Below are 23,915 nucleotides of genomic sequence, written 5' to 3'. Positions count from 1 at the left end.
GATCACGCTCAGTCGGCGCAGCGGGTGGCGGCGCGGTGGCGGCCGGCGATGGTGGCGAAGTACACGTCCTCCAGGTCGCCCAGCGCTTCCTCGAAACCGTCGCCGGGATCGGTCTCGCTGTACACGTGGATCAGCGTGCGCCCCGACAGCAGGCGCGACGAAATCACCGGGTGGCGGATCTGGAACGAGGGCAGGTCGCGCTTGTCGATGAAGCGGGCCCAGATCTTGTCGCTGACATCGTGGATCAGTTCCTGGGTGGGGCCGCACAGCAGCAGGTGGCCCTGGTTGATGATGGCCATGTTGGCGCACAGGTCGGCCACGTCGCTGACGATGTGGGTGGACAGGATCACGGTCTTGTCGTCGCCGATATCGGAGAGCAGGTTGTGGAAGCGCACCCGCTCCTGCGGGTCGAGGCCGGCCGTCGGTTCATCGACGATGATCAGCTTGGGGTCGCCCAGCAGCGCCTGGGCGATGCCGAAGCGCTGGCGCATGCCGCCCGAGAAGCCGCCGAGGCGCTGGTGCCGCACCTCGAACAGATTGGTTTGCTGCAGCAGGCCATCGACCACCTCGCGCCGGCGGCTGCGGCTGGCCAGGCCCTTGAGCAGCGCGAGGTGGTCGAGCAATTCGTAGGCGGTCACCTTTGGGTACAAACCGAAATCCTGCGGCAGGTAGCCGAGCACGCGGCGCACCGCGTCCTTTTCGTCGAGCACGTCGATATCGTCGAGGAAGACGGAGCCGGCATCGCACTCCTGCAGCGTGGCCAGGGTGCGCATCAGCGTCGATTTGCCGGCGCCATTCGGGCCGAGCAAGCCGAACATCCCGGTCGGGATGGTGAGCGAAATATTGTCCAGCGCCACCACGCCATTGGCGTAGGTCTTGGACAAATTGCTGATGCGTAATTCCATGTCGGTTCCTTGTTTCTGCCGGTGCGCGGACGGTATTTCTACAAACCAAGCACTTTTCACATGATGGCATTGTATTGAATTTGTTCCACACCCGGGGGGCGCTTGCGACAGTCGGCCGAAACCGCCAGCCAGAGTGCGCAAACGGCGTCGCAAAACGGCGCATGCCGCGCCGGCCGGCGGACAAAAAACCGGGCCCCGCCGCACTTTGGCGTCGCGTGCGCCACACCTGAGCCTCGGCACTTGCTATAGTGGAAGAAAAGAGAGGCGCCCATGTTGACTCCCCAAATCAAAGACAAAATGCTGGCGGTCATGCAGACCGGCGTGGACCGCAGCGAAGCAACCGGTTTTTTTCGCACCGCGCTCGGCCTGTTTTATCTGTCGAGCCTGATGACCAAGGAAACCCTGGACTTCAAGCAGCTCGACCGCGAATTCAACCGCTTCATTTACCACACCATCGGCAAGGGCCACACCATCACCAGCATCCTGCAATACATGAGCGGTGAAAAAGTGGTGCGGGTGCTGGAATCGAAACGTTTTCTCAAGTCGTTCGGCGAACTGTGCACCGAGGTGCCGCTGGACAGCATTCCGTTCCTGCTGGGGCTGAACCTGGGCGTGGCCAAGGATATTTCGAAAATCGACGTGCGCGGCCCGGTGGCCGATTACATCGAACGCCAGCGGCAGCTGCGCGAAGAAGCCGATCCATGAGCGCCGTCCTATAATGATGCTTTCAGCCAGAGAGTCGACCATGACTTCCCGTTTCCACCATCCCCTTGACCGATTGATTGCCGATGCCGACAAGGCCCTGCGCGTGATCGCCGGCGTCGCCTCGGCCTCGCGCCCGACCCCGGGCCAGTTCGCGCCCGACGCCGACCTGAACGAGCAGGAGCGCCGCCATGCCGCCGGTTTGATGCGGGTAAACCACGTCGGCGAGGTGTGCGCGCAGGCGCTCTACAACGCGCAGGCCCGTTTCGCCCGCAACGACCGCATCCGCCAGCAGTTCGACCACTCGAGCCGGGAAGAGGAAGACCACCTGGCCTGGACTGCGCAGCGCCTCGGCGAACTCGGTTCGCACACCAGCGTGCTCAATCCGCTGTTTTACGCCGGCTCCTACGCGCTGGGCACCGTGGCGGCCCTGCTCGGCGACCCGAAAAGCCTGGGCTTTGTCGTGGAAACCGAGCGCCAGGTGGAAGCCCACCTGCAGAGCCACCTGGAAAAACTGCCGCCGCAGGACGTCAAGTCGCGCGCCATCGTGGACCAGATGCGGCAGGACGAGATCGAACACGGCGCGGCCGCCCAGGCACTCGGTGCGGCCGAGGTGCCGGCGCCGGTGAAGGCGGTGATGTCGGCCATGGGGAAGGTGATGACCAGTACTGCGTATTACGTCTGAAGGCTGAGAGGCGAAGGCCGCTGCAAACYGCCCAGGGCGAGGCGCGGCGGCGCAAGCAGTGCGAGCGCACGGCAAGCCGTTGCAAACCGCCCAGGGCGAGGCGCGGCGGCGCARRCAGTGCGAGCGCACGGCMAGCCGCTGCAACGACGCCCTGGGCGGTTTGCAGTGGTCTTATATCTCGACGATCTCGAAGGTGTGGGTAATCTCTGCCGTCTTGCCGATCATGATAGACGCCGAGCAGTACTTGTCGTGCGACAGCGAAATTGCCCGCTCCACCGTTTCGCGCTTCAGGCCCTTGCCTGTCACCGTGAAGTGGAAATTGATCTTGGTAAACACCTTCGGATCGGTGTCGGCGCGGTCGGCCTGCAGCGTGCATTCGCAGCCGCGGATGTCGGCGCGGCCCTTTTTCAGGATCAGCACGACGTCGTAGGCGGTGCAGCCGCCCGTGCCCAGCAACACCATCTCCATCGGTCGTGGCGCCAGGTTGTTGCCGCCGCCCTCGGGTGCGCCGTCCATAGTGACCAGGTGGCCTGAGCCGGTCTGGGCCAGGAAACTCATGCCCGACGGGCCATTCCAGCTGACTTTGCATTCCATCGCATTCTCCAGGTAGGTTTTTCAACATTGTAATGGGCCGCACAGCGCCTGTGTTTTCCAGGCCCTCAGGCCACACCAGGCTTGACGCCAGCAGCCCGCGCCGTTTATACTAGCCGGCTTTCCATTCGCTCAGGAAAGACAATAAGAAGGCCGAGTCCGCTGAAGCCATGGCGGAACCACCATTTGAGCGTGTTTTAATTTTTAGGAAGTCAACATGAAAACTTTTTCCGCTAAGGGCCACGAAGTCCAGCGCGATTGGTTCGTGATTGACGCGACGGACAAAGTCCTCGGACGTGTTGCCAGCGAAGTGGCACTCCGACTGCGCGGCAAACACAAGCCAGAATTTACTCCTCACGTCGATACCGGCGATTTCATCGTCATCATCAACGCAGGCAAACTGCGCGTGACCGGCACCAAAGCAACCGAGAAGACCTACTACCGTCACTCGGGCTACCCAGGTGGCATCTACGAGACCAACTTCCTGAAAATGCAACAGCGTTTCCCAGGTCGCGCTCTGGAAAAAGCCGTCAAGGGCATGCTGCCAAAAGGCCCACTGGGCTACGCCATGATCAAGAAGCTGAAAGTGTACGCCGAAGGTTCGCACCCGCACGCTGCCCAGCAACCTAAAGCACTCGAAATCTAAGGAACTGACATGATCGGTAACTACAATTACGGCACCGGCCGTCGCAAGAGTGCAGTAGCTCGTGTGTTCATCAAAGTTGGCACTGGCCAAATCATCGTTAACGGCAAGCCAGCTGCTGAGTACTTCTCGCGCGAAACCGGCCTGATGGTGATCCGTCAACCACTGGAACTGACCGGCAACGTCGAGCGTTTCGACATCAAAGTCAACGTGCACGGCGGCGGCGAGTCCGGCCAGGCAGGTGCTGTGCGTCACGGCATCACCCGCGCACTGATCGACTACGATGCAGGCCTGAAGGGCGATCTGGCCCGCGCCGGCTTCGTGACCCGCGATGCACGTGAAGTGGAACGTAAAAAAGTTGGTCTGCGCAAAGCACGTCGCGCAAAGCAATTCTCGAAGCGTTAATTGTTACGCTTTCCAGCGTACGGGCCTGCCTGCATGCTGTACAAAAAGCCGCCGGCCTTGCGCCGGGCGGCTTTTTTGCTATCTGGCGCGCATAATACGTCGGTCGTACATGCCTGATAAAATGGCAGGCACCGGCGACAGCGCCCCCTATTTCTCCATGCAACACTATTCAAGGATGAACACATGATCAAAGTTGGCATCGTCGGCGGCACCGGCTACACGGGCGTGGAACTGCTGCGACTGTTGGCAGTCCACCCTGACGTGCAATTGACGGCAATCACGTCGCGCAAGGAAGATGGCTTGCCGGTGGCCGATATGTTCCCTTCGCTACGCGGCAGCGTCGATATCGCTTTCTCGTCGCCGGACAAGGCCGACCTGACCCAGTGCGACGTGGTGTTCTTCGCCACCCCGCACGGCGTGGCCATGGCCCAGGCGCCGGCGCTGCTGGCAGCGGGCGTCAAGGTGATCGACCTGGCGGCCGACTTCCGCATCAAGGACAAGGCCGTGTTCGAAAAATGGTACAAGATCGAGCACACCTGCCCGGAGCTGCTGGACGAAGCGGCCTACGGCCTGGCCGAGCTGAACCGTGAAGCGATCCGGGGCGCACGCCTGGTCGCCAACCCCGGCTGCTACCCGACCACCATGCAGCTCGGCTATTACCCGCTGCTCAAGGCCGGTCTGATCGATGCTGCGGGCCTGATCGCGGACTGCAAGTCGGGCGTCTCGGGCGCCGGCCGTAAAGCCGAGATCGGCACCCTGTTCTCGGAATCGAGCGACAACTTCAAGGCCTATGGCGTGGCCGGCCACCGCCACACGCCGGAAACCTCGGCCCAGCTGCAAAAGTTCACCGACGACAAGGTCCACCTGATCTTCACCCCGCACCTGGTGCCGATGATCCGTGGCATGCATTCGACGCTGTACGGCCGTCTGACCAAGGAGGTCAGCAACGAGGCGCTGCAAGCGCTGTTCGAAGACCAGTACCGGGACAGCCCGTTCGTTGACGTGATGCCATTCGGATCGCATCCGGAAACGCGCTCCACGCGCGGCTCGAACATGCTGCGCCTGGCGCTGCACCGTCCGGACAACGGCAACACCGTGATCGTGCTGGTGGTGCAGGACAACCTGGTCAAGGGCGCGTCCGGCCAGGCCGTGCAGTGCATGAATTTGATGTTCGGCCTGGAAGAGACGACCGGCCTGAAACAAATCGCGCTGCTGCCATAAACCTGGCTTGATTTGTTGGGTTTCATCGCCAAATCTGAGGGCAGGGAAGCAGGAAACCTGCTAGGGGTCTATAATGACCGCTGAATGCTTAACTCGTAGGAGTCTCAAATGAATGCTGTTGCTGAAAGCCTGGACGTGATGCCTGCTCCTATCGTGTTTACCGATAGCGCTGCCGAAAAAGTCGCCCAACTGATCGAGGAAGAGGGCAATCCCGACCTGAAATTGCGCGTATTCGTGCAGGGTGGCGGTTGCTCCGGCTTCCAGTACGGTTTCACGTTCGATGAAATCGTCAACGAAGACGACACCACCATGGTCAAGAACGGCGTCGAGCTGCTGATCGACTCGATGAGCTACCAGTATCTGGTCGGCGCGGAAATCGATTACAAGGACGACCTCGAAGGCGCCCAGTTCGTGATCAAGAACCCGACGGCCACCTCGACCTGCGGCTGCGGTTCGTCGTTCTCGGTATAAGCACGCGGCGCCCGGCAAAAAGGCGGTGCAACTTCGGTTGCACCGCCTTTTTTATTGTCCCGCCTAAAGGGAACCTCGTAAAACCTACTGCGCGACCCGCGATCGCCTCTCCGTTGCTCAGCGTACCTCCCGTACGCTTGCGCTACGCAAGACGATATCGGACCGCTCGCTACGGTTTTTCGAGGTCCCTTAAACGTCGGCGTCAGCGCGGATACAGCGCTCCCAGCACCCGCTCGCCCAGCGCGCCGGTGACGGCCGGCAGGTTGCCGGCCAGCCGCTGCGTGAACCGGTAGCCGAGCCAGGCAAACGCCAGCGCCTCGACCCGGTTCGGCGCCACGCCCAGCGCCTGGGTGGACGCCACCAGCACCTGCTTGCCCAGTGCCGTGGCCAGCTCGTTCATCAGGACGCCGTTATACGCGCCGCCGCCGCACACGTAGACGGCATCCGCGCCGGCGCCATGGGCTTCGATGGCCTGCGCCAGCGACAGGGCAGTGAACCGCGTCAGCGTGCATTGCACGTCTGCCGGCGCCGCGGTCCGGTACACGGCCAGCCGTGCATCGAGCCAGTCCGGGTGGAACAGGTCGCGGCCCGTGCTTTTCGGCGGCGGCAGCGCCAGATACGGTTCGCGCAGCAATTCGTCGAGCAACTCCGGCAGCACCGTGCCGCTGGCGGCCCAGGCGCCGTCGGCGTCGTATTCCTTGCCCTGGTGGCGGGCGATCCAGGCATCCATCAAGACGTTGCCGGGTCCGGTGTCGAAGCCGGTGACGGCGCCGTCACCGCCGAGCACGCTGATATTGGCGATGCCGCCGATATTGGCCACCACCCGCGTCTGGCCGGCCTTGCCGAACAGCGCCTGGTGGAAGGCCGGCACCAGCGGCGCACCCTGGCCGCCGGCTGCCACGTCGCGGCTGCGGAAGTCGGCGATCACGTCGATGCCGCACAGTTCGGCCAGCAGGGCAGGATGGTTGACCTGGCGCGTAAAGCCCAGTTCCGGGCGGTGGCGGATGGTCTGGCCGTGCACGGCCACGGCCTGCACGTCGCCGGGCGCAACGCCGGCGTCGGCCAGCAAGGCGGCCACGCAGTCGGCATAATGCTGCGCCAGCGCGGCGGCAACAGCGGCCTCGCGTTCGATCTCGTTGTCGCCCGGCGCCTGCAGCGCCATCAGCGCGGCGCGCAGCGCCGGCGGGAACGCGACGTACGCGGCGCCGCGCGTGCTGATCTCGTTGCCGGAAAACGCGGCCAGCACGCCGTCAACACCGTCGAGACTGGTGCCCGACATCAAACCGATATACAGCGTCATGGAGCGTCCTCGCCTGCAGTGGTGTGAAAAATGCATTTTGCCTGAGCCTGCGTGCGGTGTCGCACGGAAGTCAATGGCACGGAAGCGCATCATAATAAAAAAACAGGCCGATGCGGCGGCCTGTTTTCAAGATGGAACGGGAAGGAACAGCGGCTTACTTGGCAGCCATTCGGGTGGTGCCGCCATTGAAGCCGGACTGGCCGGACTGCAGCAGGGCGATGCGGTGGGTCATGTCCGACGCATACACCTTGAAGCGCGACAGTTCGGCAGCGTTCAACGGTGCTTGGGCCAGCACATTCATCTTGCTTGGATCGCGCGCTTCGCCAGCAACACGGAATTCATAGTGCAGGTGGGCGCCGGTGGACCAGCCCGTGGTGCCCACGTAACCGATGACGTCGCCCTGGCTGACCTTGCTGCCCTTCTTGATGCCCGCGCCAAAGCGGCTCATGTGCGCGTACGCAGTGCTGTAGTTGTTCCAGTGCTTGATGGTGACCAGGTTGCCATAGCCGTTTTGCGTGCCGGCAAACTCGATCGTGCCATCACCGGCTGCGCGGATCGGCGTGCCGACCGGGGCCGGGAAGTCGATGCCCTTGTGCGCTTTCCACTGGCCCGAGATCGGGTGTACGCGCATCGAGAAGCCCGACGAAATGCGGCTGAACTCGACCGGCGACTTGAGGAACGCTTTTTTCAGCGACTTGCCGTCGAAGCTGTAGTAGCCGCCACCTTGCTTGCTTTGCGGATCTTCATACCAGACCGACTGGTACGTCGTGCCACGGTTGGTGAATTCGCCAGCCAGGATGCGGCCTGCCTTGACGAATTCGCCATCTTGCCAGAAGGTTTCGTACACCACGTTGAAGTGGTCGCCACGCTTCACATCGCCGCGGAAGTCGATGTTGGTGGAGAACATTTCAATGATTTGCTTGACGATCGTGTCCGGCAGCTTGGCGCCATCCTTGTCGGAATCGGTGGCGGCGTACAGGTTGCTGGTGATGGTGCGCGCATGCATTTCCACGCGGCGTTCCAGCTTGGCAGCTTCTTCCTGCGCCACAAAACCGTCGCCCTTGCGGGTCACGGTGATGTTTTTCACCGGCATATCCTTGCCATCGACCACCGTCGCCCGCAGCCACTGCAGATTGCCGATGTCGTCGGTTTGCGCCTGGACGCGCTTGCCGGTTTTCAGCTGCATGATGCCCTTGGCGACCTTGTCCTTCTTGATGAAGGACTCGGCGTCGTTGTCGTCCACGCCCAGGCGGGTCAGCAGCGTCGCCAGCGTATCGCCGGAGCGCACGCGTTCCTCGTGCACGAATTGCTCCGTGGACGATTGTTGTTCCAGTGCGGAGATCTGCTTGCCCAGGTCGGGCATGGCAACGTCTTCCTGAATCGACTTCACTGGCAAATCGGACGCATCCGGGGCAAGAGGGGCTACCGCGGCAGCGCCAAAAGCACAGACTGTGAGGGCCAGGGCCGAAGCGGAAATGATGCGCTTCTTCGGCGTGGAACCGACCAGTTGATAAAAGCGTGAGCTCGTGAATTTATGTATTTGGTTCATGCAATCAGTTAAAATTTACCGCTTGAACGATTCAGGAACGTTTGTTTTCTTCTAATTCTAATCGTTGTTCGTTTTCGTAGAGCAAGATTAATGGGATCAGGGATTATAACAAACTCCTGACATCTGCTACCTTTTTCTGAAAAAAATCTCTCAAAAGTTATGACTACTTCTACTCCGACGCCGCCGTCCCCTATGAAAGCATTGCCTCTGAGCGACAAGGTACAGGAGGCACTCGCTATCACCAAGCGCGGTGTCGACGAGTTGCTGATCGAAAGTGAGTTCGCCCAGAAGCTCGCGCGCGCCGAGCAATCGGGCATCCCGCTGCGCATCAAGCTGGGCCTGGACCCCACCGCGCCCGACCTGCACCTGGGGCACACGGTGGTGCTCAACAAGATGCGCCAGCTGCAAGATCTCGGCCACCAGGTGATCTTCCTGATCGGCGACTTCACCTCGATGATCGGCGATCCATCGGGCCGCAATGCCACCCGTCCGCCGTTGACCAAGGAACAGGTCGAGCAAAACGCGATGACCTATTTTAAACAGGCTTCGCTGGTGCTCGATGCGGCCAAGACCGAAATCCGCTACAACTCCGAGTGGTGCGACCCGCTCGGCGCACGCGGCCTGATCCAGCTGGCGTCGCGCTACACGGTGGCGCGCATGATGGAGCGCGACGACTTCACCAAGCGATACAAGAGTGGGACACCGATTGCGGTCCACGAGTTCCTCTATCCCCTGATGCAAGGTTACGATTCGGTCGCGCTCAAGGCCGACCTCGAACTGGGCGGCACCGACCAGAAATTCAACCTGCTGGTCGGGCGCGAACTGCAAAAGGATTACGCGCAGGAGCCGCAGTGCATCCTGACCATGCCGCTGCTCGAAGGCCTGGACGGCGTGGAAAAGATGTCCAAGTCGAAAAACAACTACATCGGCATCACCGAGCCGGGCAACACCATGTTCGCCAAGATCATGAGCGTTTCCGACGAGATGATGTGGAAATACTACGATTTGCTGTCGTTCCGCTCGATCGCCGACATCGCCGCGCTGAAGGCGGCCATTGCCGGCGGCGCCAACCCGCGCGACGCCAAGGTCGCGATCGCCCAGGAAATCGTGGCCCGCTTCCACTCGCAGGCGGCAGCCGACGAGGCGCTGAACGACTTCGTCAACCGCTCCAAGGGCGGCATTCCGGACGATGTGCCGGCCGTGACTGTGGCAGGCGCGCCGCTGGGCCTGCCGCAACTGCTGAAGCAGGCCGGTTTGTGCCCGTCGACGTCGGAAGCGATGCGCATGGTGGACCAGGGCGGCGTGCGCCTCGACGGCACGGTGCTGAGCGACAAGGCCCTGAAAATCGAGGCTGGCACCTTCGTACTACAAGTGGGCAAGCGCAAGTTCGCGCGTGTGACGCTGACCGCATGATCGCGCTGCTGCAACGCGTCACCGGCGCCAGCGTGGCGGTCGATGGCGTCACCATCGGCGCCATCGATGCCGGCCTGATGGTGCTCGTCTGCGCCGAGCGCGGCGATACCGAAAAGGAGGCCGATACCCTGCTGGCCAGGCTGCTCGGCTACCGCGTGTTCAGCGACGCGGCCGGCAAGATGAACCGCAGCGTGGCCGACATGGCCGGCGGTCTGCTGCTGGTGCCGCAATTTACGCTGGCAGCCGACACCCGCTCGGGCACGCGGCCGTCGTTCACGCCGGCCGCCGCCCCGGCCGACGGCTTGCGCCTGTTCGATCACTTCGTGGCCCAGGCCAGGCTGAAGCACCCGGTGGTCGAAACCGGCCGGTTCGGCGCCGACATGCAGGTGACGCTGACCAACGACGGTCCGGTGACGTTCTGGCTGCAGGTCCATCCCAAATAAAGGAGCGGCGATGAAGCTGGTCAGTGACAGTGTGCGCAACGGGCGTCCCTTGCCGGCCGAATTCGCTTTCGGCATGCTGGACGCCGCAGGCAAGGTCGTGCTGTCGGCCAACCGCAACCCGCACCTGGCCTGGACCGACGTGCCGGCCGGCGCCGCCTCGCTGGTGCTGCTGTGCATCGACGGCGATGCGCCGGTCGATGGCCGCCACGTCAACCGCGCCGACGTGCCGCTGTCCGCTGTCGCCCCGCGCGGCGATTTTTTCCACTGGAGCCTGATCGATATTCCGCTGTCGCTGCAGCACCTGCCGGCCGGCGCGCTGTCCGGCGGCGTCACGCCGCACGGCAAGCCCGGGCCGGACATCGTCGTCGGCGACACGGCGCTGCGCCAGGGGCTCAACGATTACACGGGCTGGTTTGCGGCGGACCCCGCCATGGCCGGCGACTATTATGGCTACGACGGCCCGTGCCCGCCCTGGAACGACGAGCGCGTCCATCACTATATTTTCCGCCTGTACGCGCTGGACGTGCCGCGCCTGGACCTGGCCGCGCGCTTCACCTGCGCCGATGTGCTCAACGCCATCCACGGCCACATCATCGACGAAGCGCAGCTGATCACCTCCTACACTCTCAATCCCTCCCTGGCGCCCGCGGCTGCCAGGAGCAATACCAGGACTAACACCAGGACTAACACCAGGACTAACACCAGGACTGCATGAACACCACCAAGATCATTTTGATACGCCACGGCGAAACGGCGTGGAACGCCGTGCGCCGCCTGCAGGGCCACATCGACATTCCACTCAACGCCGAAGGCGAACGCCAGGCGCGCGCGCTGGCCGCCGCGCTGGCGAGGCAGGGGCTGGACCTGATCGTCGCCAGCGATTTGCAGCGGGCGCTGCAAACGGCGCAGGCGGTGGCGGTCCATTACGACCATGCCACGGTCCATACCGACCCCGCCCTGCGCGAGCGCGGCTACGGCGCTTTCGAAGGCATGCTCTACACCGAGATCGCCGCGCAGTACCCGGACGATTTCGCGCTGTGGCAGGCCCGCGATATCGACGCCGTGATGCCGGCCGGCGAGCGCGTGGCCGAGAGTTTCCGCCAGTTTTACGCGCGCGCCATCGGCGCCATCGGCCGCTGGGCCAGCGCCTACCCGGGCCGGACCATCGCCATCGTCGCTCACGGTGGCGTGCTCGAGTGCGCTTACCGCGAGGCGGTGGGCATGCAGCTCGACAGCCCGCGCGACTTCCAGGTCAAGAACGCCAGCATCAACCGGTTTCATGTCACCGATGGCAAGCTGGTGCTCGACAACTGGGGCGAGGTCGGCCACCTGGCGCTGGCGCTGGACGACATCGTCTGAACGGCGGCCTCAAAAATAGTGCTTATTATTTGAGCAGTCCTTGGGGTAAAATAGAAGGTTCCTCCTTCCCAAACAGGTAATGGCTGTGCACATCGGTCCTCATTTACTGCGCAACAACGTCTTTGTCGCTCCCATGGCGGGCGTGACCGATCGGCCGTTCCGCCAGTTGTGCAAGCAGCTGGGGGCCGGCTACGCGGTGTCCGAGATGGCGGCGTCCAATCCGCGCCTGTGGGCCACCGAAAAAAGCTCGCGGCGTACCGACCACACCGGCGAAATGGAGCCGAAGGCGGTGCAGATCGCCGGCGCCGATCCGCAGGATCTGGCCGACTGCGCGCGCTTCAATGTCGAACGCGGCGCCCAGATCATCGACATCAACATGGGCTGCCCGGTCAAGAAGGTGTGCAACAGCTGGTGCGGGTCGGCCCTGCTGCAGAACGTGCCGCTGGTGCGCGAGATCCTCGCGGCCGTAACCGGCGCGGTCGACGTGCCGGTCACGCTGAAATTCCGTACCGGCTGGAACCGCGAAAACAGGAACGCGCTGGCGATCGCCCGCATCGCCGAGGACGCCGGCATCGCCATGCTGACCCTGCATGGCCGCACCCGCGCCGACGGCTACACGGGCGACGCCGAGTACGACACCATTGCCGCCGTCAAGCAGTCGGTGCGCATTCCCGTGGTGGCCAACGGCGACATCACCACGCCCGAAAAAGCGAAGTTCGTGCTCGACTACACGGGTGCGGACGCGGTGATGGTAGGCCGCGCCGCCCAGGGCCGGCCGTGGATCTTCCGCGAGATCGCCCACTTCCTGCAGACCGGCACCCATCTGCCGGCGCCGTATGTGGCCGAAGTGCGCGCGCTGATGGACGAGCACCTGCGCGCCCACTATGGGTTTTACGGCGATTACCTCGGGGTGCGCACGGCGCGCAAGCACATCGGCTGGTACGTGCGCGACCTGCCCGGCGGCGAGGCATTCCGGCAGCAGATGAATTTGCTGGAATCGACCGACGCGCAGCTGGCGGCAGTGGACCAGTTCTTCGAATCGCAGCGGCAGTGGGGCGAGCGGTTACAATACCGCCTCTCCGAAGATTTGCAAGCCGCTTAGCCTGCCATCGCAGCATCAAAAAAGTTATATCAAAACGGTAAGCGCCCGGTCCACGAGCCCGGGCAGATTTGCCAGCTTCAACAGATTATTGAGAATTCACAAAATGAGCAAAGAAAGTATCCAGGAAGTCGTGCAGAAAAGCCTTGAAGACTACTTCAACGACCTGGGCGAACAGCAGGCGTCGAACATCTACGACATGGTCGTGCTGACCGTCGAGAAGCCGATACTGGAAGTGGTCATGACGCGCGCCGACGGCAACCAGTCGCATGCGGCGCAGATGTTGGGCATCAACCGCAATACCTTGCGCAAGAAATTGCAAGAGCACGGCCTGCTGTAACGGCCGGCGTTTTCCGGCGTGGACGGCTGGGAATCGGCCGTCGGGCCGATCGTTCCCTTTTCTTCAAACCACCTAGCCTTCACAGCCATGATTAAATCCGCTCTCATTTCCGTTTCCGACAAAACCGGTGTGCTGGACTTCGCCCGCGCCTTGTCCGCCATGGGCGTCCAGCTCCTGTCCACCGGCGGCACCGCCAAAATGTTGGCCGACAACGGCCTGGCCGTGACCGAGGTGGCGGACTACACGGGCTTCCCGGAAATGCTCGATGGCCGCGTCAAGACACTGCACCCGAAAGTCCACGGCGGCATCCTGGCGCGGCGCGACTTCCCCGAGCACATGGCCAAGCTGGTCGAGCACGCCATTCCCACGATCGACATGGTGGTGGTCAACCTGTACCCGTTCCAGGCCACCGTCGCCAAGGATGATTGCACGCTCGAAGACGCCATCGAGAACATCGACATCGGCGGCCCGGCCATGCTGCGTTCGTCGGCCAAGAACCACAAGGACGTGGTGGTGATCTGCGATCCGGCCGACTACGGCGTGGTACTGGCCGAGCTGAACAGCGACAGCGCAGTCAGCTACGAGACCCGCTTCCGCCTGGCGACCAAGGTGTATGCGCACACCGCCCAGTACGACGGCGCCATCGCCAACTACCTGACCAGTCTGGGCCCGGACCGCGCCCACGCTACCCGTGGCACGTATCCGCAGAACCTGAACGTGGCGTTTGAAAAAGTGCAGGACATGCGCTACGGCGAGAACCCGCACCAGTCGGCCGCGTTCTACCGCGACGTGGTGACCACGCCGGGCGCACTGGCCAACTACCGCCAGCTGCAGGGCAAGGAACTGTCGTTCAACAACATCGCCGACGCCGATGCGGCGTGGGAGTGCGTGAAAAGCATGGGCGGCTTCGACCAGGCGGCTGCCTGCGTGATCGTCAAGCACGCCAACCCGTGCGGCGTGGCGCTCGGCGCCAATGCGGCCGACGCCTACCAGCGCGCGCTGCAGACCGACCCGACCTCCGCCTTCGGCGGCATCATCGCCTTCAACGTCGAAGTCGATGCAGCGGCAGCAACCGAGCTGGCCAAGCTGTTCGTCGAGGTGCTGATCGCGCCGGTCTTTACCGCCGAAGCGAAACAGATCCTGGCGGCCAAGCAGAACGTGCGGCTGCTGGAAATCCCGTTGGGTGCAGCAAATGCGGGCGTCAACGCGATGGACTTCAAGCGCGTCGGTGGCGGCCTGCTGGTGCAGTCGGCCGATGCGAAAAACGTGATGCTGCCGGACCTGAAGGTGGTGTCGAAGCTGCAGCCGACGCCGCAGCAGTTGCAGGACCTGATGTTCGCCTGGCGCGTGGCCAAGTATGTCAAGTCGAACGCCATCGTCTTCTGCGGCAATCACATGACGCTGGGCGTGGGCGCCGGCCAGATGAGCCGCATCGACTCGGCCCGCATCGCCTCGATCAAGGCGCAAAACGCCGGCCTGTCGCTGACCGGTTCGGTGGTGGCGTCGGACGCGTTCTTCCCGTTCCGCGACGGCCTCGATGTGGTGGTCGATGCGGGCGCGACCTGCGTGATCCATCCGGGCGGTTCGATGCGTGACCAGGAGGTGATCGATGCGGCTGATGAGCGGGGGGTGGTGATGCTGTATACCGGCACCCGCCACTTCCGTCACTGATCGGCTGCCGTAAACCGCGCACAGCGTCGTTGCACCTCCTTGCCGTGCTTGCGCACTGTCTGCGTCGGYGCGCCTCGCTGTGCACGGTTTGCGGCAGCCTCCTGGGCGGCTGACGTAAATTGCGCGCAGCGTCGTTGCACCTCCTTGCCGTGCTTGCGCACTGTCTGCGTCGGYGCGCCTYGCTGTGCACGGTTTGCGGCAGCCTCTGATGCTGCTACATCTTCTTCTGCACCCCGGGCTTTCTGGCGTTTGCCATAGTACAATCCCTCCATGATTATTCTCGGTATCGACCCCGGCTTGCGCACCACCGGCTTTGGCGTCATCCACAAGCAGGGGGCGCGGTTGCGCTATATCGCTTCCGGCACCATCAAGAGCGGCGAGGGGAACTTGCCGACCCGGCTCAAGGTCATACTGGACGGTGTGGCCGAAGTGGCCCGCATCTACCAGCCCGAGTGCGCTGCCATCGAGCAGGTGTTCGTCAACGTCAATCCGCAATCGACCCTGCTGCTGGGCCAGGCCCGGGGCGCGGCCATCTGCGCGCTGGTGTCGGCCGAGCTGACGGTGGCCGAGTATTCGCCGACCCAGATCAAGCAGGCCGTGGTGGGTACGGGACGCGCCGTCAAGTCGCAGGTGCAGGACATGGTGGCGCGCCTGCTGTCGCTGCCCGGTTTGCCCGGCACCGACGCTGCCGACGCGCTCGGCATCGCCATCTGCCATGCCCACAGCCGCGAGACGCTGACCCTGATCGCCAGCGCCGGCAGCCGCACCACCACCGCCGGCGCCACCGCGCCGGGCGGCCCGCTGGCCGGCATGCGCATCAGGCGCGGACGCCTGGTCGGCTAATTCAATCACACCACAAGGTTCATACACGATGATCGGTCGTCTCTCCGGTATTCTGCTCGAAAAAAATCCGCCCCAGTTGCTGGTCGACTGCGGTGGCGTCGGCTACGAAGTCGATGTCTCGATGAGCACCTTCTACAACCTGCCCAACGTGGGCGAGAAAGTGGTGCTGTTTACCCACCAGGCCATCCGCGAGGATGCCCACCTGCTGTTCGGCTTCGGCCACGCCGAGGAGCGCGCCGTATTCCGCCTCCTGATCAAGATCAGCGGCGTCGGCGCGCGCACCGCGCTGTCGATTTTGTCGGGCATGTCGATCGCCGACCTGGCGCAGGCGGTCACGCTGCAGGAATCGGGCCGCCTGATCAAGGTGCCCGGCATCGGCAAGAAAACCGCCGAGCGCCTGCTGCTCGAACTCAAGGGCAAGCTCGGCGCCGACCTCGGCGCCGGCGGCGCCCACGCTGCGCCCGACTCGCAATCGGACATCCTGAACGCCCTGCTGGCGCTCGGCTACTCCGACAAGGAAGCGCTGCTGGCGCTCAAGACCGTCCCGGCCGGCAGCGGCGTCTCGGACGGCATCAAGCAGGCGTTGAAGGTGCTGTCGAAGGGGTGAGGTAGCTCAAATGTGCACGCTGGTCCATACCGGTTTCGCCGTCTACGCTCCAAGCTTGGTCGTGAGCCTGGGTGGAGGGCAGCATGGACAAGCCGGTACGTTATCGCTGGAGGAGCTTTCCTGATGTGCTGATGCACGCACCGGAGTTGTCGGTCAAAAGGCATGGTGCTTATGTGGCGGCAAAGACCGGCGATATGGCTGCCGCCGTGGAACTGGTGCTGGACGCGCTTTCGGTGCCAGTGCTCGAAAATTTGTGGCGTGCTTTCGACACCCGGCAGCCTGCGCTTGCCAGCGTTCACGCGGAAGAGGCGCAGGGGACGAATGCCATCGGCGAAGCGATGGCAACCATCATCGCTACCAAGCTCAACTGGGCGTATGAGCGCGAGATCATCCAGATCAATAAAGTAAGTCACACCGGGGCGAGCGGGTTTGCCCGGCTGCGTGGTCAAGCTCTTTTCAGTGGCCGCGCCCGATCTGGCCTACACTACGTACTGGTAGACGACTTTATCGGCCAAGGCGGCACGCTGGCCAACTTGCGCGGGCATTTGATGGGGCAGGGCGCCGTCGTTATCGGCGCTAGTGTGCTGACAGGCAAGAATTATTCCGCGCGCCTGACACCGCTTCCGCAACAGATTGATGAGCTAAGGAGAAAACATGGCGACATCGAACATTGGTGGTACCGACGTTTCGGATTCAATTTCGACTGCCTTATCGCCTCCGAAGCCCGATATCTCTGCCGCACTCCAACAAGCGAAAGAATCATTGCTCAGCTGGAAGCGGCTGATGGCTAAGGGCAAGGTAGAATCGCTGGTCGTTCGCTTGCCCTCCACACCCGACACAGGCAAGGCGGTGCGCATGTTGTCGCCACAAGAGCAGGAACAGCTACGCGACACGAAAAAAGCGGCAGGCGCGTACGTCGAGCGCATCTTAAAGACAACCCAATCAAGTAACGAATGAGCATCCAGACCGACAGCTTCACCGAACAGCGCATCATCGACGCAGCGCCTACTTCTCCCAACGAAGAAGCCATCGAACGGGCCCTGCGGCCCAAGCTCCTCGATGAATACGTCGGGCAGGCCAAGATCCGCGACCAGCTCGAAATCTTCATCGCTGCCGCGCGCAACCGCCATGAGGCGCTCGACCACACCTTGCTGTTCGGTCCGCCGGGCCTTGGCAAGACCACGCTGGCCAACATCATCGCGCGCGAGATGGGCGTCAACCTGCGCCAGACTTCGGGCCCCGTGCTCGAGCGGCCCGGCGACCTGGCCGCCATCCTCACCAACCTCGAAGCGAACGATGTGCTGTTCATCGACGAGATCCACCGCCTGTCGCCGGTGGTCGAGGAGATCCTGTATCCGGCGCTTGAGGACTACCAGATCGACATCATGATCGGCGAAGGACCGGCTGCGCGCTCGGTCAAGCTCGACCTGCAGCCGTTCACGCTGGTCGGCGCCACCACGCGCGCCGGCATGCTGACCAACCCGCTGCGCGACCGCTTCGGCATCGTCGCCCGCCTCGAGTTCTACAATACCGAGGAGCTGACCAAGATCGTCACCCGCAGCGCGGCGCTGCTCAAGGCCAGCATCGATCCCGACGGCGCGGTGGAAATCGCCCGCCGCGCGCGCGGCACGCCGCGCATCGCCAACCGCCTGCTGCGCCGCGTGCGCGACTATGCGGAAGTGAAAAGCAACGGCGCCATCACCAAGGCCACGGCCGACGCCGCGCTGGTCATGCTCGATGTCGATACGGTCGGCTTCGACGTGATGGACCGCAAGCTGCTCGAAGCGGTGCTCTACAAGTTCGGCGGCGGCCCGGTCGGCATCGGCAACCTGGCCGCCGCCATCGGCGAGGCGGCCGACACCATCGAGGATGTGCTCGAACCGTACTTGATCCAGCAGGGATTTTTACAGCGCACGCCGCGCGGCCGCGTCGCCACGCCGGCTGCCTACCGCCACTTCGGCGCCACGCCGCCGCGCACCAGTCCCAACGGCGAACTGTGGGCAGACCTGTGATGCAGATCTGGGTCGATGCCGACGCCTGTCCGGCCGTGGTCAAGGACATCCTGTACCGCGTGGCCGACCGCCTGCAGCTGCAGGTGACGCTGGTGGCCAACCAGCTGCTGCGGGTGCCGCCGTCGCGCTTCATCCGCGCGCTGCAGGTGCCGGCCGGCGCCGACGTGGCCGACCAGGAAATCGTGCGCCTGCTGGCGCCCGGCGACCTGGTCGTCACCGGCGACATCCCGCTGGCGTCCGATGTGCTCAACAAGGGCGGTTACGCGCTCAATCCGCGCGGCGAGTTCTACACCCACGATAACATCGCCCAGATGCTGACCATGCGCGCTTTCATGGACGAGTTGCGCGGCAGCGGTGTCGATACCGGCGGCCCGGCCGCGTTCAGCCAGGGCGACCGCCAGAGCTTTGCCAACAGCCTCGACCGGCACTTGCGCAAGCATGCGACACCGCCGGCGCAGAGCGTCTAACCACACCGCCATGGCGGCGCTGCTGCTCCCTGCTACACTGCGTACAGTCTTTGTCGCTGCGCCTTGCGCGAACGGTCCTGTCTGGCGCGCTCAATCGGGTTTTTCAGCCGCGATCACCATGGTCGGCACGCAGCGCGCGAGATAAATCGTCACGCAGATCCCGATCATCACCAGCATCAGTTGCAGTCCCGGCAGATGCTGCAGGCGCCACAGCGAATAGCCCATCGAGCACCACATGAAGATCAGCACCCAGACCTTGGCGCGCAGCGGCATGCCGTGGCCGTTTTCGTAGTCGCGCAGGTAGCTGCCGAACACGCGGTTCGTCTGCAGCCAGTGGTGCATGCGCGCCGATCCGCGCGCAAAACATGCCGAGGCCAGCAGCAGGAATGGCGTGGTCGGCAGCAGCGGCAGAAAGATGCCGAGCACGCCGAGCGCGACAGCCAGCCAGCCGACCAGGATCAGGAATATTTTCATTGTCGTCATCGTAACACCGGCGTCCCCCGCGCGAGGAAAACGTGTATATTGACCGCTCCGATGTTAGCGCTAACTTAACCAGAAGAATACGGAGACAATCATGCGAAAAATCGTGCTGGCCCTGCTGGCCATGACCGCCTTGCTGCTGGCCGCACCGGGCCGCGCCGACAACCAGTACAAGATCCTGGTGTTTGCCATGCCCGGCAAGTATCACTACGAATATATTCCGATCGCGCGTGACAGCCTGCAGCAGCTGGGCAAGCTGCATGCGTTCGAGGTCGTGTACACCAACCGTCCCGAAGCGTTCGATGGCGACCTCAAACAGTACGCCACCATCATGTTCCTCAACACCCCGGGCGAAGAGCTGAACCCGGCGCGCCGCAAGAAGTTCGAGGATTACATGAAAGGCGGCGGCAACGCCATGCTCGTGCACCGCGCGCTGATCCTGCCGCCCGATACCTGGCCGTGGTTCGAAAAACTGATCGGCCGCCGGGCGGGCAACCACCCGATGCTGCAAACGGGCGTGGCCTACGTGGTGGACAAAAAATTCCCGGCCACCTACGGCATCCCCGAGCGCTGGATCTGGAGCGACGAGTGGTACATCTTCGACAATCCCCACAACATCGCGATCCACCCGGTACTGAACGTCGACGAGAGCAGCTACGATCCGACCAGGATCTGGCCTGGCCAGACCACGCAGGGCATGGGCAAGGATCACCCGGTGGCGTGGTATCACACGGTGGAGCAGGGCAGGGTGTTCGTCACCGCGCTCGGACACAACGGTGAGATGTACCGCGATCCGCAGTACCTGGCGCACCTGCTGGGCGGCATCTACTGGACCGCCACCGGCAAGGGCATGGCGCCTTAAAACTGCAGCGCGCAGCATCGCTGCGGGCGTAAAAAAGCCGGCATGGCGCCGGCGCTCTGTTAGGGGGCCGCCGGCGCGGGGTCAGTCCTGGCGCACCCAGGTCTGCGAACGGCCCAGCATTGGCGTGCCGATGTAGCCGCGCACGCTCAGCTTCTTGCCGCCGTCGGTCAGGTGCATCTTGCTCTTGTAGGTCTTGCCCTTGGCCGGGTCGAGGATTTCGCCGCCCGTGTATTCGTCGCCGTCTTTCTTCAGGCCGGACAGGATGACCATGCCGGTGATCGGCTGGTCCTTTTTCGCGCCTTCGCATTTCACGCACAGCGGGTTCTGTTCCTCGCCAGGCTCGCGGTACAGCTTTTCGATCTGGCCCTGCAGCACGCCGTTGGTCTCGGTGATGCGGATCAGCGCCTTGGGCTTGTTGGTTTCGTCGTCGATGGTCTGCCATGTGCCGACCGGCGAGGTCAGGTCGGCGGCGTGGACCGGGGTGGCGACGGTGGCGTAGGCGGTCAAGGCAAGCGCAATGCTGGCGGCAAAAGCGGACGGTTTCATGGCGAGGTCTCCAGGGATGGTTGTTGTGCGACGAGTGTATCAAGAAAATGACCGATCGTACTATTTTTTCATTTTGGACAAATTATCTAAGAAACGATAATATGTCCAGATGAAAAAGACATCTGAGCACCGGCATCTGCTGGCGCAGCTGCAGCAGGTGGCCGACGGCCTGGGCAAAACGCTGGCGCCGTTTTGCGAAGTGGTGCTGCACGACCTGACTGCGCCCGACCACGCCATCCTGGCGATCCACAACAACCTGTCCGGGCGCACCGTGGGCGAGCCGGCGACCGAACTCGGACTGGCGCGCGCGGCCGATCCGGGCCTGGCCCAGGTGATCGCCAATTACCCGAATACCTTTCCCGACGGTCGCCTGGCCAAGAGCACGTCGGTCGGCATCAAGGACAGCGATGGCCGTTACGTGGCCGCGCTGTGCCTGAACGTGGACCTGACCGTGTTCCGCAGCCTCAATACCATGCTGACCCAGTTCGGCAGCGTGGACACGGCTGCTGCCGTCCACGACACCCTGCAGCCGGCCGGCGCGGACGCGATCCGCCTGCGCATCGACGATTTCGCCGCCCGCCACGGCACCACGCCGCGCGCGCTCAGGACCGACCAGCGGCGCGCCCTGATGCGCGAACTGAAGGACAGCGGCCTGTCCGACGTGCGGCGGGCCATGGAGACCGTGGCCGCCTACCTCAACGTCTCGCGTGCCACCATTTATAACGACGCGCGCTGGCAGCAAGATCGCTGATACGAAACAGGCCGGTCCAGCTAACCCTGAAACCAACAAAGGAGTGAGGATGAGTGAACAGAAATTGCCGGAATATGCGGACGTGGTGGCAGCGTCGGAACGGATTGCCGGGATAGCGCACCGCACGCCCGTGCTGACCTCGCGCACGGCCGATCGCGAGCTGGGCGCGCAGGTGTTTTTCAAGTGCGAAAACCTGCAGCGCATGGGCGCCTTCAAGTTTCGCGGCGCGTATAACGCGCTGGCAAAATTCGATGACCGCCAGCACCGCGCAGGCGTGGTGGCTTTTTCGTCCGGTAATCACGCACAAGGCATTGCGCTGTCGGCCCAGCTGGCCGGCATGCCGGCCACCATCATCATGCCGCACGATGCGCCGCCATCGAAGATCGCCGCCACCCGCGGCTATGGTGCCGAGGTGGTGCTGTACAACCGCTACACGGAAGACCGCGAACAGATCGGCCGCGATCTGGCGCAGCAGCGCGGCATGACGCTGATTCCGCCGTACGACCACGCCGACGTGATCGCCGGCCAGGGCACGGCCGCCAAGGAACTGTTCGAGGAAGTCGGCCTGCTCGATGCGCTGTTCGTCTGCCTCGGTGGCGGCGGCCTGCTCAGCGGCTCGGCCCTGTCCACGCGCGCGCTGTCGCCGGCCACCAAGCTCTATGGCGTGGAACCGGAGGCCGGCAACGATGGCCAGCAATCGCTGCGCAGCGGCAGCATCGTCCACATCGATACGCCCAAGACCATCGCCGACGGCGCCCAGACCCAGCACCTGGGCCAGCTGACCTTTCCCATCATCCAGCGCGATGTCGACGATATTCTGACCGTCACCGACGACCAGCTGCGCGCGGAAATGCGCTTCTTTGCCGCCCGCATGAAGCTGGTGGTCGAGCCGACCGGCTGCCTGGGCCTGGCTGCCGCGCGCGCGATGAAAGAACAACTGCAAGGCCGGCGCGTGGGCGTCATCATCAGCGGCGGCAATGTCGATGTGGCGCGTTACGCGGCGTTGCTGGCGGAGTAAGCGCAACGGTCATGAGTGGCTGGCGACGTGGCGACAGTGAGTTTGCCGGTTCCCACTAGCACCATGACCGCGTCGAACACCTGCTGCAGATCGGTCAGTGAGCCTATCGATGTATCTGTCAATGAGCCAGGACGCACGTCATTCGGCGAGCCGGTCGGCGAAGCTGCCTGCAACTGTGCTGCCAGTTCGCCGATGGTGCGCGGCTGGCGGTCGGCCAGCAGCGCCAGCAGCGGCGCTGCCATCGTCTGGTAGGCCGGTGCGGCGGCAGTGGCGCCGGCCGTCCCCGGCGACGCCTCAGGCCGCGCGTTCAGACCGCCGCCGGGCCAGGCTGGCGGGGCGATGATCACCGGCACGCGCTGCATCGCTTCGCGCTGGTGCAGGGGCGACAGCGTCCGCGCCCCCTTGACCCAGTACTCGGCGCGCCAGCTGCGGTTGACCATCAGGTCGCGCACGCTCTGGGCCAGTATCGTGTCGTTCAATTCCGCCAGCAATGCCAGCTGCGGCGCCGTGAAGTGCAGCGTATCGATATGGTCGAGGAGATCGGCCGGGCAGGCAAAGGTCAGCTTGGCCTCGCCCAGCAGCCCGGCCATGGCGGCGAAGCCGATCGGCTCCCAGTCGCCCAGGCAGTCGCATGCCAAGGCTTGCCGAGGCAAGTCGCGCAGCGCTCGCACATCGTCGGCCACGCGCGGATAGGCATCGAAATAGGCAGCGCCGGCGCCGAGCACGCTGCCGGCAAAATCGAGCGCCTGATCGCGCAGTACATCGTTGCCGGTGCTAGCGCTGCTGCTGTTGCTGACGCCACCGCTGCTGCTGCTGCCGCCACCGCTGCTGCCGCTGTCGCTGCGGCTACTGCTACCGCAACCTTTACCGCTACCGCCTCCGCTGCTGTCTGAACCGAAGGGACTGCTGACGTCCCAGCTGCTTCGATTGCCGTCTACGTCGGGGCGCGTGCCGGGAACGGACATGGCGCTGGCAGCGTGCGTCAGCAGCGTGCGCACCGGCGCCATCGGCGCCCAGCCAGGCAGGCAATGGTAGCGCACCGCGAAGATGCCGCCGGCTGTGAGCTTGCGGCGCACGAAATCCAGCACCAGCGGCTGCAGGCCGGGGTCCAGGCAGGACCATGGCTGCTGCAGCACGATCAGATCGAAGTCGGGCAGGTCCTCACGTGCGCAAAATGTGGCGATCGACTGGCCCCGCTGCCTGCGGTGTTCTGCGGCATTCAGCATGCCGCTGTCGCCGCGTTCGCTGTCGATACCGGCCGCGCCACCGCTCGCGTACCGGCTGCCGCCCGTGCTGCCGATACCGGCCGCACTATCGCTGCCGTACCAGCTGGCGCAATCACCTTCGATGCCCCCCACTTCGCCGCTGCCATACCCGTCGTCACCATCGCCGAGCCGGCATGCGGCGTGAATTGTGGGCATGGACAGACCAGCACTGGCAAATGCCAGGGTGATGTGCTGCTGGTGCGGTTGCCAGCGGTCGCCGCCAGGGGGAGGGAAATCTGCGCTGTCGTCGCCGGTCCGGTGGTTCAT

At 63.7% G+C, this 23,915-nt stretch carries 29 protein-coding genes; 22 read left to right on the top strand and 7 right to left on the bottom strand.

What is annotated here, in order from left to right:
• Nucleotides 1–8 precede the first annotated feature (8 nt).
• A complete protein-coding gene (locus ASF61_RS16510; protein ID WP_056157922.1) occupies nucleotides 9–905 on the bottom strand; it encodes an ABC transporter ATP-binding protein in 897 nt (298 codons plus the stop codon).
• A gap of 270 nt (nucleotides 906–1,175) precedes the next feature.
• Between ASF61_RS16510 and ASF61_RS16505 the strand changes: the two genes are divergently transcribed.
• Together ASF61_RS16505 and coq7 are read left to right on the top strand one after the other, a co-directional pair.
• Nucleotides 1,176–1,610: a hypothetical protein gene (locus tag ASF61_RS16505; RefSeq protein ID WP_229205883.1), complete on the top strand. Its 435-nt coding sequence runs from the start codon at nucleotides 1,176–1,178 to the stop codon at nucleotides 1,608–1,610.
• Nucleotides 1,611–1,650: 40 nt separating this feature from the next.
• Complete coding sequence (gene coq7 / locus ASF61_RS16500; RefSeq protein WP_056157916.1) at nucleotides 1,651–2,292, top strand: 2-polyprenyl-3-methyl-6-methoxy-1,4-benzoquinone monooxygenase; 642 nt, start codon at nucleotides 1,651–1,653, stop codon at nucleotides 2,290–2,292.
• A gap of 171 nt (nucleotides 2,293–2,463) precedes the next feature.
• Here coq7 and ASF61_RS16495 read toward each other — a convergent pair whose 3' ends face one another.
• Complete coding sequence (locus ASF61_RS16495) at nucleotides 2,464–2,886, bottom strand: OsmC family protein (RefSeq protein WP_056157914.1); 423 nt, start codon at nucleotides 2,884–2,886, stop codon at nucleotides 2,464–2,466.
• 214 nt (nucleotides 2,887–3,100) lie between these two features.
• On the opposite strand from ASF61_RS16495, the gene rplM reads away from it, so the two are divergent.
• The 4 genes from rplM to erpA all read left to right on the top strand — a co-directional run bounded on the left by rplM (nucleotide 3,101) and on the right by erpA (nucleotide 5,623).
• The gene (rplM, locus tag ASF61_RS16490) at nucleotides 3,101–3,529 is read left to right on the top strand and encodes a 50S ribosomal protein L13 (protein WP_056157909.1); all 429 of its coding nucleotides are present in this window, start codon (nucleotides 3,101–3,103) and stop codon (nucleotides 3,527–3,529) included.
• A 9-nt stretch (nucleotides 3,530–3,538) separates the two neighbouring features.
• On the top strand, nucleotides 3,539–3,931 hold the full coding sequence (rpsI, locus tag ASF61_RS16485; protein WP_050409450.1) for a 30S ribosomal protein S9: 393 nt from the start codon (nucleotides 3,539–3,541) through the stop codon (nucleotides 3,929–3,931).
• Nucleotides 3,932–4,114: 183 nt separating this feature from the next.
• Nucleotides 4,115–5,152, top strand: a complete 1,038-nt coding sequence (gene argC / locus ASF61_RS16480) for an N-acetyl-gamma-glutamyl-phosphate reductase (RefSeq protein ID WP_056157906.1) — start codon at nucleotides 4,115–4,117, stop codon at nucleotides 5,150–5,152.
• Nucleotides 5,153–5,260: 108 nt separating this feature from the next.
• Complete coding sequence (erpA, locus tag ASF61_RS16475; RefSeq protein WP_056157902.1) at nucleotides 5,261–5,623, top strand: iron-sulfur cluster insertion protein ErpA; 363 nt, start codon at nucleotides 5,261–5,263, stop codon at nucleotides 5,621–5,623.
• A gap of 202 nt (nucleotides 5,624–5,825) precedes the next feature.
• On the opposite strand, the gene ASF61_RS16470 is transcribed toward erpA, so the two are convergent.
• Nucleotides 5,826–6,923: an anhydro-N-acetylmuramic acid kinase gene (locus ASF61_RS16470; protein ID WP_056157899.1), complete on the bottom strand. Its 1,098-nt coding sequence runs from the start codon at nucleotides 6,921–6,923 to the stop codon at nucleotides 5,826–5,828.
• A gap of 154 nt (nucleotides 6,924–7,077) precedes the next feature.
• Nucleotides 7,078–8,472 (bottom strand): peptidoglycan DD-metalloendopeptidase family protein, encoded by a 1,395-nt coding sequence (locus tag ASF61_RS16465; protein ID WP_056157896.1) that lies wholly within the window; start codon nucleotides 8,470–8,472, stop codon nucleotides 7,078–7,080.
• A 192-nt stretch (nucleotides 8,473–8,664) separates the two neighbouring features.
• On the opposite strand from ASF61_RS16465, the gene tyrS reads away from it, so the two are divergent.
• The 13 genes from tyrS (at nucleotide 8,665) to ASF61_RS16405 (ending at nucleotide 18,726) form a co-directional block, all read left to right on the top strand.
• Entirely contained in the window at nucleotides 8,665–9,885 is a 1,221-nt protein-coding gene (tyrS, locus tag ASF61_RS16460; protein ID WP_373994554.1) for a tyrosine--tRNA ligase, read from the top strand.
• Nucleotides 9,882–10,328, top strand: coding sequence for a D-aminoacyl-tRNA deacylase (dtd, locus tag ASF61_RS16455; RefSeq protein WP_056157890.1), 447 nt, complete (start codon nucleotides 9,882–9,884; stop codon nucleotides 10,326–10,328). The genes tyrS and dtd overlap by 4 nt, the downstream gene beginning before the upstream one ends.
• Before the next feature lie 10 nt (nucleotides 10,329–10,338).
• Complete coding sequence (locus ASF61_RS16450) at nucleotides 10,339–11,043, top strand: YbhB/YbcL family Raf kinase inhibitor-like protein (protein ID WP_056157887.1); 705 nt, start codon at nucleotides 10,339–10,341, stop codon at nucleotides 11,041–11,043.
• Complete coding sequence (locus tag ASF61_RS16445) at nucleotides 11,040–11,687, top strand: histidine phosphatase family protein (RefSeq protein WP_056157884.1); 648 nt, start codon at nucleotides 11,040–11,042, stop codon at nucleotides 11,685–11,687. Before ASF61_RS16450 ends, ASF61_RS16445 begins: the two co-directional genes overlap by 4 nt.
• An 85-nt stretch (nucleotides 11,688–11,772) precedes the next feature.
• Nucleotides 11,773–12,789, top strand: coding sequence for a tRNA dihydrouridine synthase DusB (gene dusB / locus ASF61_RS16440; RefSeq protein ID WP_082491766.1), 1,017 nt, complete (start codon nucleotides 11,773–11,775; stop codon nucleotides 12,787–12,789).
• 103 nt (nucleotides 12,790–12,892) lie between these two features.
• The gene (locus ASF61_RS16435) at nucleotides 12,893–13,126 is read left to right on the top strand and encodes a helix-turn-helix domain-containing protein (protein ID WP_008445162.1); all 234 of its coding nucleotides are present in this window, start codon (nucleotides 12,893–12,895) and stop codon (nucleotides 13,124–13,126) included.
• An 87-nt stretch (nucleotides 13,127–13,213) separates the two neighbouring features.
• Nucleotides 13,214–14,797 carry a bifunctional phosphoribosylaminoimidazolecarboxamide formyltransferase/IMP cyclohydrolase gene (gene purH / locus ASF61_RS16430; protein WP_056157878.1) on the top strand — a complete coding sequence of 528 codons (1,584 nt, stop codon included), beginning with the start codon at nucleotides 13,214–13,216 and terminating at the stop codon, nucleotides 14,795–14,797.
• 270 nt (nucleotides 14,798–15,067) lie between these two features.
• Nucleotides 15,068–15,640 (top strand): crossover junction endodeoxyribonuclease RuvC, encoded by a 573-nt coding sequence (ruvC, locus tag ASF61_RS16425; protein WP_056157875.1) that lies wholly within the window; start codon nucleotides 15,068–15,070, stop codon nucleotides 15,638–15,640.
• A gap of 28 nt (nucleotides 15,641–15,668) precedes the next feature.
• On the top strand, nucleotides 15,669–16,247 hold the full coding sequence (gene ruvA, locus ASF61_RS16420; RefSeq protein ID WP_056157872.1) for a Holliday junction branch migration protein RuvA: 579 nt from the start codon (nucleotides 15,669–15,671) through the stop codon (nucleotides 16,245–16,247).
• Between the two features lie 83 nt (nucleotides 16,248–16,330).
• Complete coding sequence (locus ASF61_RS16415) at nucleotides 16,331–17,038, top strand: phosphoribosyltransferase (protein WP_056158270.1); 708 nt, start codon at nucleotides 16,331–16,333, stop codon at nucleotides 17,036–17,038.
• Nucleotides 17,031–17,204: a hypothetical protein gene (locus ASF61_RS23435; protein ID WP_156369609.1), complete on the top strand. Its 174-nt coding sequence runs from the start codon at nucleotides 17,031–17,033 to the stop codon at nucleotides 17,202–17,204. The genes ASF61_RS16415 and ASF61_RS23435 overlap by 8 nt, the downstream gene beginning before the upstream one ends.
• Nucleotides 17,201–18,259, top strand: coding sequence for a Holliday junction branch migration DNA helicase RuvB (gene ruvB / locus ASF61_RS16410; RefSeq protein ID WP_056157869.1), 1,059 nt, complete (start codon nucleotides 17,201–17,203; stop codon nucleotides 18,257–18,259). The genes ASF61_RS23435 and ruvB overlap by 4 nt, the downstream gene beginning before the upstream one ends.
• Entirely contained in the window at nucleotides 18,259–18,726 is a 468-nt protein-coding gene (locus ASF61_RS16405; RefSeq protein WP_056157866.1) for a YaiI/YqxD family protein, read from the top strand. The genes ruvB and ASF61_RS16405 overlap by 1 nt, the downstream gene beginning before the upstream one ends.
• Nucleotides 18,727–18,816: 90 nt before the next feature.
• Here ASF61_RS16405 and ASF61_RS16400 read toward each other — a convergent pair whose 3' ends face one another.
• A complete protein-coding gene (locus ASF61_RS16400; RefSeq protein ID WP_056157863.1) occupies nucleotides 18,817–19,200 on the bottom strand; it encodes a YbaN family protein in 384 nt (127 codons plus the stop codon).
• A gap of 100 nt (nucleotides 19,201–19,300) precedes the next feature.
• Between ASF61_RS16400 and ASF61_RS16395 the strand changes: the two genes are divergently transcribed.
• On the top strand, nucleotides 19,301–20,068 hold the full coding sequence (locus tag ASF61_RS16395; RefSeq protein ID WP_056157861.1) for a ThuA domain-containing protein: 768 nt from the start codon (nucleotides 19,301–19,303) through the stop codon (nucleotides 20,066–20,068).
• Between the two features lie 81 nt (nucleotides 20,069–20,149).
• Here the strand turns inward: ASF61_RS16395 and ASF61_RS16390 are convergent, their stop codons facing one another.
• Nucleotides 20,150–20,614: a DUF2147 domain-containing protein gene (locus ASF61_RS16390; RefSeq protein WP_056157858.1), complete on the bottom strand. Its 465-nt coding sequence runs from the start codon at nucleotides 20,612–20,614 to the stop codon at nucleotides 20,150–20,152.
• 109 nt (nucleotides 20,615–20,723) lie between these two features.
• Here ASF61_RS16390 and ASF61_RS16385 point away from each other — a divergent pair, with 109 nt between their 5' ends.
• Nucleotides 20,724–21,365 (top strand): transcriptional regulator, encoded by a 642-nt coding sequence (locus ASF61_RS16385; protein ID WP_056157855.1) that lies wholly within the window; start codon nucleotides 20,724–20,726, stop codon nucleotides 21,363–21,365.
• A 49-nt stretch (nucleotides 21,366–21,414) separates the two neighbouring features.
• Nucleotides 21,415–22,383, top strand: a complete 969-nt coding sequence (locus ASF61_RS16380) for a threo-3-hydroxy-L-aspartate ammonia-lyase (protein WP_056157852.1) — start codon at nucleotides 21,415–21,417, stop codon at nucleotides 22,381–22,383.
• Here ASF61_RS16380 and ASF61_RS16375 read toward each other — a convergent pair.
• Nucleotides 22,359–23,915 (bottom strand): methyltransferase regulatory domain-containing protein, encoded by a 1,557-nt coding sequence (locus tag ASF61_RS16375; RefSeq protein WP_056157850.1) that lies wholly within the window; start codon nucleotides 23,913–23,915, stop codon nucleotides 22,359–22,361. The two genes, ASF61_RS16380 and ASF61_RS16375, sit on opposite strands and share 25 nt — an antisense overlap.

The organism is Duganella sp. Leaf126, assembly GCF_001423125.1.
GTDB lineage: Bacteria > Pseudomonadota > Gammaproteobacteria > Burkholderiales > Burkholderiaceae_D > Rugamonas.
This window is presented reverse-complemented; position numbering and strand designations above follow the sequence as displayed.